Source organism: Maribacter sp. HS (assembly GCF_048059195.1).
Taxonomy (GTDB): Bacteria; Bacteroidota; Bacteroidia; order Flavobacteriales; family Flavobacteriaceae; genus Maribacter; species Maribacter dokdonensis.
In genome coordinates, this window is record NZ_JAYLVV010000003.1 from 768276 (window position 1) to 783740 (window position 15465).

15 protein-coding genes are annotated in these 15465 nt (G+C 32.6%); 8 read left to right on the forward strand and 7 right to left on the reverse strand.

Going from position 1 to position 15465, the window contains the following annotated elements:
* Positions 1-26: 26 nt before the first annotated feature.
* Both rnpA and VBZ51_RS08500 read left to right on the forward strand, forming a co-directional pair.
* A complete protein-coding gene (rnpA, locus tag VBZ51_RS08495; RefSeq protein WP_058104600.1) occupies positions 27-410 on the forward strand; it encodes a ribonuclease P protein component in 384 nt (127 codons plus the stop codon).
* Positions 391-2019: a S41 family peptidase gene (locus VBZ51_RS08500; RefSeq protein WP_058104599.1), complete on the forward strand. Its 1629-nt coding sequence runs from the start codon at positions 391-393 to the stop codon at positions 2017-2019. The genes rnpA and VBZ51_RS08500 overlap by 20 nt, the downstream gene beginning before the upstream one ends.
* Positions 2020-2021: 2 nt before the next feature.
* On the opposite strand, the gene VBZ51_RS08505 is transcribed toward VBZ51_RS08500, so the two are convergent.
* Positions 2022-2897, reverse strand: a complete 876-nt coding sequence (locus VBZ51_RS08505; protein ID WP_058104598.1) for a 3-keto-disaccharide hydrolase — start codon at positions 2895-2897, stop codon at positions 2022-2024.
* 180 nt (positions 2898-3077) lie between these two features.
* Between VBZ51_RS08505 and VBZ51_RS08510 the strand changes: the two genes are divergently transcribed.
* Positions 3078-4583 (forward strand): S10 family peptidase, encoded by a 1506-nt coding sequence (locus tag VBZ51_RS08510; protein ID WP_058105118.1) that lies wholly within the window; start codon positions 3078-3080, stop codon positions 4581-4583.
* Between the two features lie 105 nt (positions 4584-4688).
* Here the strand turns inward: VBZ51_RS08510 and VBZ51_RS08515 are convergent, their stop codons facing one another.
* Both VBZ51_RS08515 and VBZ51_RS08520 read right to left on the reverse strand, forming a co-directional pair.
* Entirely contained in the window at positions 4689-5330 is a 642-nt protein-coding gene (locus VBZ51_RS08515) for a hypothetical protein (protein WP_157490889.1), read from the reverse strand.
* Positions 5331-5439: 109 nt separating this feature from the next.
* Positions 5440-6633, reverse strand: coding sequence for a C40 family peptidase (locus tag VBZ51_RS08520; RefSeq protein ID WP_058104596.1), 1194 nt, complete (start codon positions 6631-6633; stop codon positions 5440-5442).
* A gap of 55 nt (positions 6634-6688) precedes the next feature.
* Between VBZ51_RS08520 and dcm the strand changes: the two genes are divergently transcribed.
* Both dcm and VBZ51_RS08530 read left to right on the forward strand, forming a co-directional pair.
* The gene (gene dcm / locus VBZ51_RS08525; protein ID WP_058104595.1) at positions 6689-7918 is read left to right on the forward strand and encodes a DNA (cytosine-5-)-methyltransferase; all 1230 of its coding nucleotides are present in this window, start codon (positions 6689-6691) and stop codon (positions 7916-7918) included.
* A 159-nt stretch (positions 7919-8077) separates the two neighbouring features.
* Complete coding sequence (locus VBZ51_RS08530) at positions 8078-8452, forward strand: hypothetical protein (protein WP_058104594.1); 375 nt, start codon at positions 8078-8080, stop codon at positions 8450-8452.
* Positions 8453-8499: 47 nt separating this feature from the next.
* On the opposite strand, the gene VBZ51_RS08535 is transcribed toward VBZ51_RS08530, so the two are convergent.
* Together VBZ51_RS08535 and rpiB are read right to left on the reverse strand one after the other, a co-directional pair.
* The gene (locus VBZ51_RS08535; RefSeq protein ID WP_058104593.1) at positions 8500-8943 is read right to left on the reverse strand and encodes a GNAT family N-acetyltransferase; all 444 of its coding nucleotides are present in this window, start codon (positions 8941-8943) and stop codon (positions 8500-8502) included.
* A 109-nt stretch (positions 8944-9052) separates the two neighbouring features.
* Positions 9053-9484: a ribose 5-phosphate isomerase B gene (gene rpiB / locus VBZ51_RS08540; RefSeq protein WP_058105117.1), complete on the reverse strand. Its 432-nt coding sequence runs from the start codon at positions 9482-9484 to the stop codon at positions 9053-9055.
* Between the two features lie 647 nt (positions 9485-10131).
* On the opposite strand from rpiB, the gene rnr reads away from it, so the two are divergent.
* The 3 genes from rnr to VBZ51_RS08555 all read left to right on the forward strand — a co-directional run bounded on the left by rnr (position 10132) and on the right by VBZ51_RS08555 (position 13779).
* Positions 10132-12324, forward strand: a complete 2193-nt coding sequence (gene rnr, locus VBZ51_RS08545) for a ribonuclease R (protein WP_416576646.1) — start codon at positions 10132-10134, stop codon at positions 12322-12324.
* A 90-nt stretch (positions 12325-12414) separates the two neighbouring features.
* The gene (locus VBZ51_RS08550; protein ID WP_416576647.1) at positions 12415-13092 is read left to right on the forward strand and encodes a head GIN domain-containing protein; all 678 of its coding nucleotides are present in this window, start codon (positions 12415-12417) and stop codon (positions 13090-13092) included.
* 6 nt (positions 13093-13098) lie between these two features.
* Positions 13099-13779, forward strand: a complete 681-nt coding sequence (locus VBZ51_RS08555; protein WP_091607994.1) for a LysE family translocator — start codon at positions 13099-13101, stop codon at positions 13777-13779.
* Between the two features lie 45 nt (positions 13780-13824).
* On the opposite strand, the gene VBZ51_RS08560 is transcribed toward VBZ51_RS08555, so the two are convergent.
* Together VBZ51_RS08560 and VBZ51_RS08565 are read right to left on the reverse strand one after the other, a co-directional pair.
* Positions 13825-14331 (reverse strand): OmpH family outer membrane protein, encoded by a 507-nt coding sequence (locus VBZ51_RS08560; RefSeq protein ID WP_058104589.1) that lies wholly within the window; start codon positions 14329-14331, stop codon positions 13825-13827.
* Positions 14332-14569: 238 nt separating this feature from the next.
* On the reverse strand, positions 14570-15406 hold the full coding sequence (locus tag VBZ51_RS08565) for a class I SAM-dependent methyltransferase (protein ID WP_416576648.1): 837 nt from the start codon (positions 15404-15406) through the stop codon (positions 14570-14572).
* Positions 15407-15465 lie beyond the last annotated feature (59 nt).

The following is a 15465-nucleotide window of genomic DNA, read 5'->3' on the forward strand; positions in this document are numbered from 1 at the left end:
AATTCTTTTTAAATGCATTTTTTATAATGGATCAATCCTTCGGAAAAAAGGAAAAACTTAAAAGCAAAATACTCATCACCCAATTATTTGGAGAGGGTAAAGGTATTTCTGTATACCCTTTGAAATTGATTTATTTATCTACGGAAAAGCAAGAGATTTCTATTAAATCAGCAGTCACCGTATCTAAAAGAAATTTTAAGAGCGCAGTGGATCGAAACAGGATCAAGCGCTTACTTAGAGAGAGTTATAGACGTAATAAAGCAGAGGTTTTTAACAATACAGATGCTAACTTTGCGTTTCTATTTTTATACCTTGGTAAGGATATGCCCACCTTTGAGCAGTTAGATCATAAAATGAAGCTCGTTTTAAACAAGTTTAAGCTACAAATTGATGAAAAAAATAGTAAGTAAAAAAGTACTTGTACCCATAATAGCCATTGCCTTTCTCTTCATTGGAAGTAGTTATAAAAGTGATTTTTTCGAAATAGCTAAGCAAATTGAAATCTTTACCACCTTGTTCAAAGAATTGAACATGAACTATGTGGATGAAACCAACCCGGCAGAATTAATGGATACCGCCATTAAAAATATGCTGAATGAATTGGATCCCTATACCAAATTTTTGAACGAACAAGATGTTGAAACGTATCGTATAAACAATGCCGGTGAATATTCTGGTATTGGTGCCATGGTACGTTCGTTTGATGATAGATTATTAATCATTGAACCACATGAGGGCTACCCGGCAGATAAAGCAGGATTAAAGGCTGGTGATGAATTAATACAGATCGGAGATATCAAAGTAGCAGATTTTGAAAATAACGCCAGTGAGCTTTTAAAAGGGGCTAACGGATCTACGGTTACCGTTACTTACAAAAGACAAGGCAAATTAAAAACTACCAGCATAACCCGTGAAGGTATAGAGGTAGATGCCGTACCGTTCTTTAAAATGATAGATAATAAGACTGGATACATTGTTCTTGCAAAATTCAATGCGAAAGCTACCGATCAAACTAAAGCGGCATTATTGGACCTTAAAGGAAAAGGTGCCGAAAAAATCATCTTAGATCTTAGGGATAACCCAGGCGGATTATTATCTGAAGCTATAAATGTGACCAATTTATTTGTTCCAAAAGGTGAGCTTGTGGTGACCACAAAATCAAAGGTTAAAAAATTCAACCGAGAATACCACACCAACAACCAACCTGTAGATGAAAAAATACCACTGGTTGTTTTAGTAAACGGTAGCAGCGCCTCTGCCAGTGAAATTGTATCTGGTAGTTTACAAGATTTAGACAGAGCAGTGATCATGGGTGCAAGAAGCTTTGGTAAAGGTTTGGTACAACGCCCATTAAAATTAACTTACGGTACACAACTAAAAGTTACCATTTCTAGATATTATACTTCGTCTGGTCGTTGCATACAATCATTGGATTATTGGAACAGAGATGAAAGTGGCAATGCCGTTCGTAATACTACGTTCAATGATTTTACTACGCGTAATGGTAGAAAAGTACAAGATGGCGGTGGTATTTTGCCAGATATTGAAGTAGCCACTTCTAAAACCAATGATCTTACCTTGGCACTTTTACAGAACAATGTCATTTTTGATTATGCCACAGACTACCATTACACCCACAGTTATGCAGATGTAAACGATTTTAAATTTACAGATGCCGATTTTAATGCTTTTAAAAATTATGTAAAGCAAAGTAGCTTCTCTTTTGAGACTAAGGCGGAACAAGCTATTAAAAAAGCACTCTCAGGCGACGAGAACGACTTTTTAGGGTCAGATGTTAAGGATAGTTACAAAACGTTGCTAGCCAACATTGAAAAAGGCAAACTTAATGCGTTGGATAAATACCAAAGCGAAATTCAAAAGAATTTAGAAGATGAAATAGTAAAGCGCTATTTTTATAGAGATGGCCTGTACCAATATTACTTGAATAATGACGAAGCTATTTTGGCAGCAACAGAACTATTAAGCAATAACTCAAAATACAGTGCTATTTTAAAATAGACCTATTCATAAGTACACGCCCCTTTATCTGAAATTTTATAGTACTCCTTATAGTTCAAAGCCTTAGGGTCTGTGCAGCCTTTTAAGTTGCGTATTTTAATATTCTTAAAGTCAATTGGTTGACCCTCGCTTTGCAATGCTATAAATCCTTCTTTTAAAAGTTTACCATCTTGTTTCATCTTAGGATAATAACCGGTTGCCACACCACCCCCTATTTGTGGTTTTGTGTATTCCAATACTGTTTTACCATTAACAATATGTTTAACCAATGAATCATGATATACAACTAATTCTGCGGTTACCCATTGATCTCCGTAAAAGGTATCCGATGTAGAATTTATACAATGCCTTGGGTCTATTCTACCTTCAAAAACTACATCCGTACCTGGTGAGCACATATTACCTGTTGGTCGTTCTACACCTTCTTCCACTCCCGCTAAAAATTGCATTTCAACACTAATAGGCCAATCTTGTTCTTTCAACATGGTTCTTGGGTCTTGTGAATGAAACATGACACCACTATTAAGAATAGTATAATCTGGTGCTCCTTTATACTGCTCTCCAACAAAACGATATTGCATAGTTAAATGAAAATCGGAAAATGGACGATCATAATAGAGATGAGAATATCTATTATTAAAATCACCCTCATACTTATCATATCTTACTTTTATGATCTCATCCTCTACCCTAAAGGTATCAGCATAATTATCACCAACTTCATAATGATGTACTTTTGTGGTCCATCCTTTTAAATCATTACCATTGAACATGGTTTCCCAACCATCATTTAATTGTTGTGAGCTGGCAATACCACATCCGATCACAAAGAATAATATTGACATCATGGTATGTTGTTTACGTAACGTTGTTTTCATATAGTTGCTATAAAAATTGATATAAAACAATACTATTCTATTTCTAAATATACTCAATGTTAAGTTGTTAGAAATGTAGGTTTCATTAAAATACATTTGATTTTTAATAAGACGATCATACGTAGAAATATTATGCTACTTTTAAAAGAGCTAATAAAACTACTTTTACTACAATATATCATGAGAAATCTATTCTTTCTTACCGTTTGTTTTTTACTAATTCCATCGCTTTATGGACAAAGTTCAAAAAATGAGAAAAATATAAAACCTATACCCCCAACAAAATCTTTTGTTACCAAACACCAAGGGGTTTTTGGCGGTAAAAACATTGAATACACCACTACAGCAAAAGAAACTTACTTGACCAATAAAGAAGGAGATTCTATAGCTACATTTTGGTCTGTTACCTACACTAAAACCAATATAGGAGATGTTACCAAAAGACCGGTAACCTTTGTCTTCAATGGCGGACCAGGTTCTGCTTCAATGTGGTTACATATGGGATTCTTTGGACCCAAGGTTGTAAAAGTAGATTCTGATGCCAAATCAGATGATGGTGCGGCACCTTACCATCTAGTAAATAATGATCATGGTTTATTAGATATTACAGATTTGGTTTTTATAGATCCAGTAGGTACCGGTTACAGCAGATTGGTAGGGAAAGGTGAAGGAAAAGACTTTTACGGGTTAAAGGAAGATGTAAATTCCTTTGCCCAATTTATTAGAAAATGGGTTACCGAAAATGAACGTTGGTTCTCACCTAAGTATTTAGCTGGTGAAAGTTACGGAACAACACGTGCCGCCGCTCTTGGAAAAGCATTAGAAGGTTCTGGTCAAAATATGGCGTTAAATGGAATGATTTTAATTTCCCAAGCTTTAGATTATGCAGGCTCAACATCTATATCTAATAACATAACTTCATTCATTACCTATTTACCAAGCATGGCGGCAACAGCATGGTACCATAAAAAAGCGGGGCAAGGCAAAACATTGGAAAGTTTTACAAAGGAATGTAGAGATTTTACATACAATACCTATGTGCCAGCTTTATACAAAGGCAATTCTTTAAGTGATCTGGAAAAGAATAGTTTGGCAGAAAAACTCTCTTATTTTACTGGATTGGATAAAACATATATTCTACAATCTAATTTGAGAATTCTAATGGGCCGTTTTCAGAAGAAACTATTAGAAGATAAAGGTTTGGCAATTGGTAGACTTGACGGAAGATTTATGGGAAATGAAGAGGATAAAGTATCTGAAAAACCACATTTGGGCGATGCAGCCAGTTATCAAATAAGCGCTGCCTATACCGCAAGCTTAAATCATTATTTTGCATCAGAATTAAAGGTAAAAATGGATAGACCGTATATTACTTCTGGTGGAGGTTCTAATTGGAGATGGAGAACGGTACCAGATGGTCAATACTGGGAACCCATGCCTGTTAATACGGCTCCTGACCTAGGTGAAACCATGCGTAGAAATACTGCTATGAAAGTAATGGTAGCCAGCGGATACTATGATTTGATTACTCCGTTTTTTGATGCTGAATATACTTTTGATAGAAACGGAATTGTTAAGGAACGTGTTGAAATGAAGTATTATGAAGCAGGTCATATGATGTACACCCATGAACCAGATCTAATAAAGTTAAGTAAAGATATTCGTGCGTTTATAACTAAGAATTAACCTGTTTGTACGATATTATTTATTGGCACCGCCAAAGGGTATAATACCCCGAGGCTAGCCTGGAATTTAAAAGTTTGTTTCCTTTGAATGCCTCATGGGCTTGCCTTAAGGTGTTTTACTTTGCTTTGTTAAAACCACATGTTGTCCATTACATTTAAGATTGTAAAAGTGTACAATGTCTTTTACATGTTTTTTCCTGTATTCTTTATTTTGAATTTTTGCCACCAATTCTGGGCAATCGGCAAAGTAATCTGAAGCTGCATTCTTAAAGTTTTTACTAAAGAGCTGATTAGAACCTAAATGGGTTATTTCACCATTTACTCCTTTACTTACATATAGATTTTTAATATCATAGTAATTACCATGCATCATGTTCATTTGCCCATTTGCACCACCTACGAACATTGGAGAAGAATACCCTGTTTGTTCAAGAACATATAGATTAACAGTACCTATCTCCAATTCCCGCACCACATTGAAATAGCCTTTACGGGTTTCTAAATAGATATAGGTAGAGGCTTTTTCCTTATCATTGATTACTACTTGTTCTAGATTATCAAAGTGAAATTTTTCCGCTTTGTCACTTTTACTTTTTTTGAATTTTACTTGATCACCATTAATAAGCTTAGCAAAACCTGTAAGCTTTTTACCATCTTTAAAATATAAGGTAGCAACATCTTTTTGGGCAATGCCCATATATGACCCTACAAAACAACTGATTAAAACTAAAAGAAACGTTTTTTTCATGACACGTAATTGATAGATATCTATCATAAAACGGGTACATAATTACTATGTTATACTTTTTCCCTTAAATTCGATGAACCACCTATTTCGGTATTTAGTAAACTTCTTATTAATCTTTGATCGGTTGGTTGATCTTTAAATTTTGAAGTAATGGGTCATCTTCATTTAATAATCTTTGAGTTCTTAAATACCTACCTACATTAAAGGCATCATAATTTGGAGATTCTTTATCTACACTACTTATTCTTACCATTTCAGAAGAATGTATAAATTGTTTGTCCCCGATCCACATACCTACATGTACAACTTTTTCTGCGGTTGAGTCTGTAGCTTTTCTTCCAAAGAACAATAAATCTCCCTTTTCCAATTTGCTGAAATCTGCTATAGAATCTACTGGCTTACCAGCATGTACTTGTTGAGAAGCATCACGTGGTATAACCATACCGTTTAAAAAATAAATGGTTTTTGTATAACCACTACAATCTACACCTTTTGTAGAAGTACCGCCCCACAAATAAGGAACACCCATTAATGTTTTAGAGGTTTCTATCAGCGAATTTGCCGTATAATCCAAACTAGATAACCAAGTCTTATATTCTTGCGCTTCATCTTTTGAAATATAAGCTTGTCTACCATCTGGAAATGCTATTTTAAAATGGCTTTCATCACTACCCACTAATTTTAAAATACTTCCTGCAACTACATCAGATATTCTATTCTCAGCATCTATAGAACTAAATGCATGCCCATAGGTATTGGTATAAATAATCTTTTCTGATGATTTCCATGCTGTAATCTCAGCGTTGTTCATTAACTGAATTCCACCGGGATCTACCCATGCCAAATACTTATCTGGCGTTTGTATCAAATACCAATCTCCTTCTTTTTTAAGTACATTGACCACTGTACCCAAAGTAGCCTGAGTTGCCAATTCTGCTGAATGTTTAGGGTTACTTCTTAGATTGGCGGCAGAAATGTTTATCACTGCCTTTGTCATACCCTCTAGGTTATCTGCAGGTAATACGTTAACTTCATTGGTAGCCACTATCCCCTTTTCACTTAAAACAGCTTCTAAAGAATCAATTGCCCTGGGTAAATTTGTTTCACCTATTAAAGTAAATCCTGAAGGACCATCTAAAACATCTATATTAAATAACGCAGTTCGTTTATCTGGAGCAAACGTATTCTTAATTTGTTCTATCTCACTGGCAAGAACTTTCTTTTGACCCATACGAACTCCACACGAGTTATTTAAAGTAATCAAAATCAATACAAAAGCCTTTGTTAGCAATATTCTCTTCATCCTTAAACAATTTCTAATAGTAATAGCCTTGTGAAATTATGTAATTTTATCGCAAATGAAGAAACTAAAGGTCATAGAACTTTTTGCAGGTGTAGGTGGATTTCGCTTAGGATTAGAAGATACTGACAATTTTGAGGTAGTTTGGAGCAATCAATTTGAACCCAGCACAAAAATGCAACATGCATCTAAGGTGTACGAAGCTAGGTTTGGATCAAACAACCACCGTAATCAAGACATATCGGAAGTTCCTACAAAAGAAATTCCAGATGCCGATATTTTGGTAGGAGGTTTTCCTTGCCAAGACTATTCGGTAGCAACTACCCTTCATAATTCTAAAGGACTAATTGGTAAAAAAGGAGTGTTATGGTGGAGTATTCACCGTATTTTATCTAAAAAAAAACATCCTCCTAAATACCTGTTTTTAGAAAATGTAGATCGCTTGCTGAAATCTCCTTCTACACAACGTGGTAGAGATTTTGCCATTATGCTAAAAAGTCTTGATGACTTAGGATATGCAGTAGAATGGAGGGTTATTAACGCTGCGGATTATGGAATGCCACAAAGACGAAGACGTATTTTTTTCTTAGGATACCATAAATCTACTCCGCTTTATAAACAATTTAAAAAAGCTGAAGCCGCAGAGTGGATTTTTGAAAAAGGAACTATAGCAACAGCGTTTCCTATTACCAGTACTTCCTCTAAAATGCAATCTTTTGATATTAAAGATAATCTGGTAGCACTGTCAGAAAATTTTAATTTGGGCGAAAAATTATCTCCATTTCAAAATACCGGGGTTTTTATAAAAGGAAAGGTTCATACTACCAAAACAACAGCCAGCTATGTTGGAAAAAGAACTGTCTTGGGAGATATTCTACAGAAAGAATCTATTTTAAACGAATTTTACATTCCAGAAGAAGACCATGATAAATGGCACTATTTAAAAGGTGCTAAAAAAGAAACCAGAACTTCAAAATCTGGATTTATATATCATTACAATGAAGGTAGTATGGTTTTTCCAGATGCATTGGATAATGCTTCAAGAACCATTATTACCGGTGAGGGAGGTAAAAGCCCATCACGGTTTAAACATGTTATCAACACTAAAAATGGTCTTCGTAGATTAACTCCCATAGAATTGGAACGCTTAAATATGTTCCCAGATAATCATACATTACTAGAAGGTATTTCTAATACTAAAAGAGCTTTTTTTATGGGTAATGCTTTAGTGGTAGGTGTGGTTAAAAAAATAGGAAAAGTATTATCTGAAAAAATTATGGAAGCATAATTTAAACGTGCATATCTAATATTTTAGTGCTCTCTTTTAATTTTATTCCTCATTTCTACATTTCCCTTAATTCCTAAATATTGATGTTGATAAACATAACATATTGTTAATCAACGTTTAAAATTAGGAATTGTCACTTTTTTTATTATCTTATTAGGTATGGTAAAAGTAGAAAAGTCAGAAAACACAGCATTTTTAGAAAAGTCTATACAACATTTAGAAGCCACTGGTTTTGAAAATATTAAGGCTGATATTGAAGGTTATGAAACTCCAAAATCATACGTTAGAAAAGGGAAAGATGACAACGTTACTCCAGACATAGTAGCTATTAAAAACGGTAGAAAATATTATTTCGATATTAGTTTAAAATCACCAAAAACTAGGTTATTAAAATCCAAATGGTTGTTTTTAGATACCTTGAGTAGAATGAACTCTAATCGATTTAGAATTATAACCACCAAAGGTCATTATAAGTTTACGGATAATATGTTAGAGGATATTAACCTAAGCAACAAAACTCCTATCAAAATATAATCACCTTAAAAGAATTATTTTAAATAAGTCCGCTATGAGCGGACTTATTATTTTTTGATCATTGCTATATGAGGTATACCGTCTTCCAAATAATCTTCTCCTGTTGCGGTAAAACCCAAATCTGAATAAAACTTAGTTAGATATTTTTGAGCGGAAATTTTTATTTCAGTACAATTAAAATGCTCTTTAACCGCCTGTATAGAGGATTGCATAATTATTTTACCATACCCAAATTTTCTATAATCCTCATGAACGGCTACCCTACCAATACTAGCTTGTTCAAAATAAATACCTGGCTTAAATATGCGTGTGTAAGCAACTACTTTGTTATTACTTAGCCCTATTACATGTAATGCCTTATCATCTTTACCATCAATATCTAAATAAACACAATCTTGTTCAACTACAAAAATTTGACTTCGTAACTGCAGCACATTATAAAGTTCTATACTATTAAATTCATTAAAACCTTTTACTTTAATATCTAGCATAAATCTATTCAATTAACTTCTTATGTTTATATCTATTACCATGTAACATATTAATTTTTAGATACTTATAATAGCTTATTTAGGTTATCAACATAGTTATAATAACTATTTATTGAATAGGAATCTTTTCAATTCTTCGTTCATGTCTACCCCCATCAAAAGAAGTATTTAAAAAAGTAGATACCATTTCAAGTGCTTGAGGTAGTGCTATGTACCTTGCGGGCAGGCTTAATATATTGGCGTCATTATGTTCTCTTGCCAACTTCGTAATTTCCTTTGTCCAGCATAACGCCGCTCTAACATTTTGTTGTTTATTTGCCGTCATACATGCCCCATTACCACTACCACAGATCAATATTCCAAAATCTACATTACCTTCCTCAACATCTAAAGCAACCGGGTGCGCAAAATCTGGGTAATCAACACTATCCGTACCATCTGTTCCATAATTAATAACTTCTACTTGTAAAGATTTTAGCAAACCTATAATAGCTAACTTATAAGCTGTACCCGCATGGTCATTACCAATAGCAATTTTCATATGCATAATAGTTTAAGGTTAATTATTCAATGTTTATTTGCTGTGGGGTAGTTAATAAACTAAGCTAAAGGTACAATAATCAGGGGTTCACAACAAAAAACAGGGGGTTCACAACAATTGTTACCAACTAAATAATAATAGTTGTTAATTAGTATGTTATAAACGAGTTTACCCATTGCATAAATTGTTTAGAAAAAGTTGCTAAAATATTTGCTTTTTAATGTTGACATCTGCTTACACTTTTAATCTTCTTAACACGAATTTAAATATTAGAAAGTTTTAGCTCATTTTCATCAAAAATCTAATCCTAGTTAACATTAAAATTACATTTAGTTATTAATAAATTCATGTTAATAGCACTTATAAACTGTGTTTAATAACTTCTCAAAATACTGATATTCAATTATAGTTTTATAAAAGTTATTGTCAACAACTATTAGTATCTCATAAAGTCAAGTAATATCTAAATAAGTTATTCTAGATATTAACAAGCTATAATAATCATTAATTTTTAATTTAATTTAAAAGAAAAAATGCCTAATATGATATATATGTTAATAACAACTAGTTTGCTTAACTTTTCAATAAATGGTTGTGTAACAGGTAGTGGATTATAATTCGTAATTTTCCAACAAATTAAAAGTTTAATGTCGAAAAGAAATAAGAAGGCGAAGAATCATAGAAAGAACGAAATTACTAAGGGAATTTTTACCGTTCTTGAAAAGGAACCGAATAAAAGTTTCAACTATAAGCAAATTGCCGCTAAGATAAATATTACCGATGCTCAAGATAGAAATACTCTTATTAAAAGGCTTACGCAGCTAAAAGAGAAAAAAAGAATTCAAGAAGTAGATCGTGGTCAGTTTAAAGTTTTAGAGAATACAAAGACCTATTATGAAGGTACCGTAGATTTAACCGGTAAAGGTCATGCCTATATTGTTGTAGATGGTATCGATGATGACGTGTTTATACCTTCAAATAAATTGAACAAGGCTTTTCATAAAGATAAGGTAGAGGTTTTTATATATCCTAGAAAAAAGAGTAAAAAACTTGAAGGTGAAGTAGTTAGGGTACTTGAAAGGTATAAAACTACTTTTGTGGGTATTGTTGATATGCAGAAAACTTTTGCTTTTGTAAGACCTACAGATTTTAGAATGTATACAGATATCTTTGTTTCAAAGGATAAATTGGCCAATGCAAAAGATGGTGAAAAAGTATTGGTTGAAATTACAGATTGGCCAGATGATGTAGATTCTCCTTTTGGTAGAATTTCTCAAGTTTTAGGTATTCCTGGTGAACACGATACGGAAATTCACTCCATTTTGGCGGAGTACGGTTTGCCCTATTCTTTCCCGGAAGATGTACAAAAGTTTGCAGATGGTTTAGATACCAGTATTAAGGAGGAAGAGATTAGAAAGCGTAAAGATTTACGTAACGTACTTACTTTTACCATAGATCCTAAAGATGCTAAGGATTTTGACGATGCATTGTCGTTTCAAAAATTGGAAAATGGTAATTATGAAATAGGTATTCATATTGCAGATGTATCACATTACTTACAAAAAGATACCATTTTAGATGATGAAGCTTACGAACGTGCTACCTCGGTATATCTAGTGGATCGTGTAGTGCCTATGTTACCGGAAGTGTTGTCTAATAATGCTTGTTCTTTAAGGCCTAATGAAGAAAAATATACATTTTCCGCAATTTTCGAATTGGATGAAAATGCCACTATTAGAAATCAATGGTTTGGTAGAACTGTAATAGATTCAAATGAACGTTTTGCTTATGAAGAGGCGCAACATATTATTGAAACAGGTAGTGGAGAAATACCGGAGGAAATTTCTATAAGAGAAACTGCGTATAAGGTCTCTGATGAAGTTGTTGACGCAACTTTAAAAATGGATGAACTTGCTAAGATCATGCGTGATAAACGTATGGATCAAGGTGCTTTATCTTTTGATAAGGTTGAAGTACGTTTTAATCTTGATGAAAATAACGAACCAGTAGGTGTATACTTTAAAGAATCTAAAGATGCCAACAAACTTATAGAAGAGTTTATGCTTTTGGCAAATAGAAAGGTTGCCGAATTTATTGGTAAACAAAAACCTAAAAAGACCTTTGTTTATAGAATTCATGATGATCCAGATCCAGATAAATTAATGGCTTTAAACGGTATTGTTTCAAGATTTGGACACAAATTGGATTTTAAGGATAAAAAGACCATTAGTTCTTCTTTGAACAAATTATTGGAAGATGTAAAAGGTAAAAGAGAGCAAAATATGGTGGATACACTTACCATACGTAGTATGAGCAAGGCTATTTATACCATTGATAATATTGGTCATTATGGATTGGCTTTCGATTATTATACTCACTTTACTTCCCCTATTCGTAGATATCCAGATGTAATGGTGCATAGGTTATTACAGCATTATTTAGATGGTGGTAAATCTGCAAATGCGGAAGAATTTGAGAAAAAATGTAAGCATTCTTCAGATATGGAATATTTAGCATCAAGTGCTGAGAGAGATTCCATTAAGTATATGCAGATCAAATTTATGCAAGACCATAAAGATGAGGAATTTAGAGGTGTTATAAGTGGGGTTACCGAATGGGGAATATATGTTGAAATTATTTCCAATAAATGTGAAGGTATGATTCGTATAAGGGACATCAAGGGAGATTATTTTATCTTTGATGAGAGAGAATACGCAATTATTGGTGAACGTACCAAGAAAAAATATACCTTAGGTGATGAAGTAACCGTTATGGTTAAGAATACGGACCTAATAAAAAGACATTTAGATTTTGCTTTAATTCCAGAGGACACTAAATAATTTGGAATAGATTTTGGTATTCATTGGCAGAATTGATAAAATGTATTGGACTTAATCAATGCATTTTATTTAAAAATTACATAAATAGGAATGAAACAAGTTTTATTAATAATGTTTCTCTTGGGATGTTTTATGGTCAATGGCCAAGATGTCAAAATAACTCAAAGTATTGAGCCTTTTAAAGAAGTAAAAGGATTTGATGGTCTATCTATAAATCTTATTAAATCATCTGAAAATAAGGTTGTTATTTCTGGAGAGAATACGGATAAAGTTGCTGTTGTTAATAATGATGGTATCTTAAAAATAAGAATGCAGATTGGTAAAATCTTTAGTGGTTATAAAACCTTCGTAGATTTACATTATGCTCAAGATATTTTGATTATAGATGTTAATGAAGATGCAAGAATAGTTACGGAGCAAATGATTGAGCAAGATGTACTGGAATTAAAAGCTCAAGAAGGTGGTGAGCTGGTTGTGAATGCAATAGTTGAACAAATGTTGATCAAATCCGTTTCTGGCGGAATTATAAAAACCAACGGTTCTTCAAACGTACAAGATGTGCAAATAAATACTGGTGGAGTCTATGAAGGTAAATCTTTTGAGACAAACTTTTCTACGATTAATGTAAACGCCGGTTCTCGTGCGGAAATTAATGCTAGAGACTATGTAAAGGCTACCGTAAAGGCAGGTGGCGAGGTATTGGTTTATGGTAATCCTAAAAAATTAGAAGAAAAGACCGTTTTTGGCGGTACTATAACTAGAATGTAATAGGTAATGTTAGAAGATATTCAAGCGGCAGTTCCTTTAGGATTTTTTCTAAGTTTTATGGTAGGCCCTGTGTTTTTTGTCCTTTTACAAACTAGTGCGGTTAAAGGTTTTAGAGCAGCAATTACCTTTGATTTAGGCGTGTTATTTGCAGATGTTCTATTTATTTTAGTAGCTTACTTTAGTAGTTTTCAGTTACTTGAAAATTTAAGTAATCAACCAGGACTTTATGTTTTTGGTGGTGTTATTTTATTGGTATATGGTTTGGTAACGTTTTTTAGAACTGAAAAGAAAGAAATTCCTATAGAGTCCAAAAAGATTAGAAAATCGGATTTTTTCGGACTTTTTATAAAAGGCTTTTTATTGAATTTTATCAATATTGGTGTGCTGGTATTTTGGCTTGGTATAATTATAATAGTAGGCCCTAGTTTAGATAATCAACCCAATAGGTTTTTTACTTTTTTTGCAACCGTACTACTCTCCTATTTTGTGACCGATGTTTTCAAAATTTTATTGGCTAAGCAATTAAAAAGAAAATTAACCCCAGAAAGAATTGTTTGGGTGAAAAAAGTAATAGGAATTATTCTCATTATTTGTGGAGTTGTTCTAGTAGTAAAAGGCTTTTTACCCAAGGATCAATTTAATTTGGAACATGAATTAGAACGTTTTGAACCTAGTTTAATTGAATAAAAAAAAGCCGGGGTTACCGGCTTTTTTTAAAATAGAAATCTAATTTTATTTCTTGTATTTATCATTTAGGATTTTAACAATCTCATCGGTAAGATCATTTGCTTCTGTACCATAAAGAACACTACCACCATCTCCTCCGCCTAAGATATAAGAGTAGCCGTTTGTTTTTCCGTATGCTTTAATTTCTTCTTTTACTTTAGAGACTATACTATCCATTTCAGTTTGTCCTTCCATTTGTAATTGTTGGTCTTGTTGTTGTAATTGCTGACCAATAATTTGTCCCTTTTGTTGCATAGCGGCATATTCTTCTTGTGCTTTAGATTGAGACATGGATTGTGCTTTAGTTTGAAAAGCTTGAGCTTCCATTTGAAATGCTTGCGATATGCTATCTCTTTTTTTTGCTAAAGCATCTGCCTTAACTTTGAATTTAGATTCAACATCAATTTTTTGTTGATACTCATCCATTAATTTAACGTTATCAACGTATCCAATTTTTTCTTGTTGGCAAGATGCTAATAGTACAATAGCAAAAATTACAATTATGTTTTTCATTTTTTCATTTTTATGAGATGCAAAAGTAATAAAGCTTTTAGAAGGATTTTGTTTTTAAATTGATATTAATAATCGGATTTTTATAAATATAAGAATTACTTATTCTTTTTAAATATTTTATAGTTACAACTTATAATATTGACCTATTTTTAGGGGGCTTTACTACGTTTAAATTTATTTAAGGTCAAATAGTATCACTTGGTGATTAAAATACTTTAAATTGCTTTAAATTGATAAATTATGCTTTTTGAAGTACATATATAAGTGAAGAATACTCTCCTGTATGTTTAGCCTTTAAATTTGAGAGCATTCCCCTATAGAATGCTTTAAGGTAGTTGGATTTTCCAGTTTTATATTTTTCTGATAATAGCGAAACGTAAAAGGAATCAAAATACATTGGTAATGTTCTTACCACTTTTAAATTATGGTTTTTGAATATTGTTGAAATTGATTTTTTGGAAAAATGCCATAGATGTCTAGGTGTATCATATGCTGCCCAATATTCTTTATAGTAGTTAGCATCGTAAGATTTATAATTTGGCACTGCTATAATTAAGGTACCGTCAGTATCTAATAGACTGGATATTTTTGTTATAGTTCCATTTAAATCTTTAAGATGTTCTAGTACATGCCATAATGTTATTATATTAAATCGACTTGATTTTACTTCTTCTATAAATTTGTATGTTGTAATATTTTTCTTACTTGATTTATTTCTAGCCTCATCGTTTATTTCTACTCCAAGGGTATTCCAATTATTTTTTCTAGCGGTTATTAGAAATTCTCCAGTTCCGCAACCTATATCTAATATGGTTTTACTGGTATTAGCATACTTGTTTATGAGTACTAGTTTACGTTTTAGGGCAATTTTTTTTACTGTTTGATATACCTTTTCAAGCAAGGTTTTTGATTCATCTGTGTGTGATATATAATTATTAGATTCATAATAGTTGTATAGATTTTCGGGTATTGGTTGTGTAACCAACATATCGGTTTCTGTTAAATGTTCAAGTCGAAACTTTTCCTTACTAACTAAATGGTCCGTAGTTTCTAGATATATTTTATTGCTATTCATACTGTGATTTTGGATTTAGGTAGTGAATATTTTTAGTTGTTCCACGTGGAACAATTTGC

What these genes read in the sequence shown, in the direction of transcription:
- rnr (WP_416576646.1), top strand. Translation starts at nt 10,132, where the DNA reads ATGTCGAAAAGAAATAAGAAGGCGAAGAATCATAGAAAGAACGAAATT.
- VBZ51_RS08505 (WP_058104598.1), bottom strand. Translation starts at nt 2,897, where the DNA reads ATGAAAACAACGTTACGTAAACAACATACCATGATGTCAATATTATTC.
- VBZ51_RS08535 (WP_058104593.1), bottom strand. Translation starts at nt 8,943, where the DNA reads ATGCTAGATATTAAAGTAAAAGGTTTTAATGAATTTAATAGTATAGAA.
- VBZ51_RS08515 (WP_157490889.1), bottom strand. Translation starts at nt 5,330, where the DNA reads ATGAAAAAAACGTTTCTTTTAGTTTTAATCAGTTGTTTTGTAGGGTCA.
- VBZ51_RS08560 (WP_058104589.1), bottom strand. Translation starts at nt 14,331, where the DNA reads ATGAAAAACATAATTGTAATTTTTGCTATTGTACTATTAGCATCTTGC.
- VBZ51_RS08550 (WP_416576647.1), top strand. Translation starts at nt 12,415, where the DNA reads ATGAAACAAGTTTTATTAATAATGTTTCTCTTGGGATGTTTTATGGTC.
- rpiB (WP_058105117.1), bottom strand. Translation starts at nt 9,484, where the DNA reads ATGAAAATTGCTATTGGTAATGACCATGCGGGTACAGCTTATAAGTTA.
- VBZ51_RS08530 (WP_058104594.1), top strand. Translation starts at nt 8,078, where the DNA reads ATGGTAAAAGTAGAAAAGTCAGAAAACACAGCATTTTTAGAAAAGTCT.
- VBZ51_RS08500 (WP_058104599.1), top strand. Translation starts at nt 391, where the DNA reads ATGAAAAAAATAGTAAGTAAAAAAGTACTTGTACCCATAATAGCCATT.
- VBZ51_RS08520 (WP_058104596.1), bottom strand. Translation starts at nt 6,633, where the DNA reads ATGAAGAGAATATTGCTAACAAAGGCTTTTGTATTGATTTTGATTACT.
- dcm (WP_058104595.1), top strand. Translation starts at nt 6,689, where the DNA reads ATGAAGAAACTAAAGGTCATAGAACTTTTTGCAGGTGTAGGTGGATTT.
- VBZ51_RS08555 (WP_091607994.1), top strand. Translation starts at nt 13,099, where the DNA reads ATGTTAGAAGATATTCAAGCGGCAGTTCCTTTAGGATTTTTTCTAAGT.
- VBZ51_RS08565 (WP_416576648.1), bottom strand. Translation starts at nt 15,406, where the DNA reads ATGAATAGCAATAAAATATATCTAGAAACTACGGACCATTTAGTTAGT.
- VBZ51_RS08510 (WP_058105118.1), top strand. Translation starts at nt 3,078, where the DNA reads ATGAGAAATCTATTCTTTCTTACCGTTTGTTTTTTACTAATTCCATCG.
- rnpA (WP_058104600.1), top strand. Translation starts at nt 27, where the DNA reads ATGGATCAATCCTTCGGAAAAAAGGAAAAACTTAAAAGCAAAATACTC.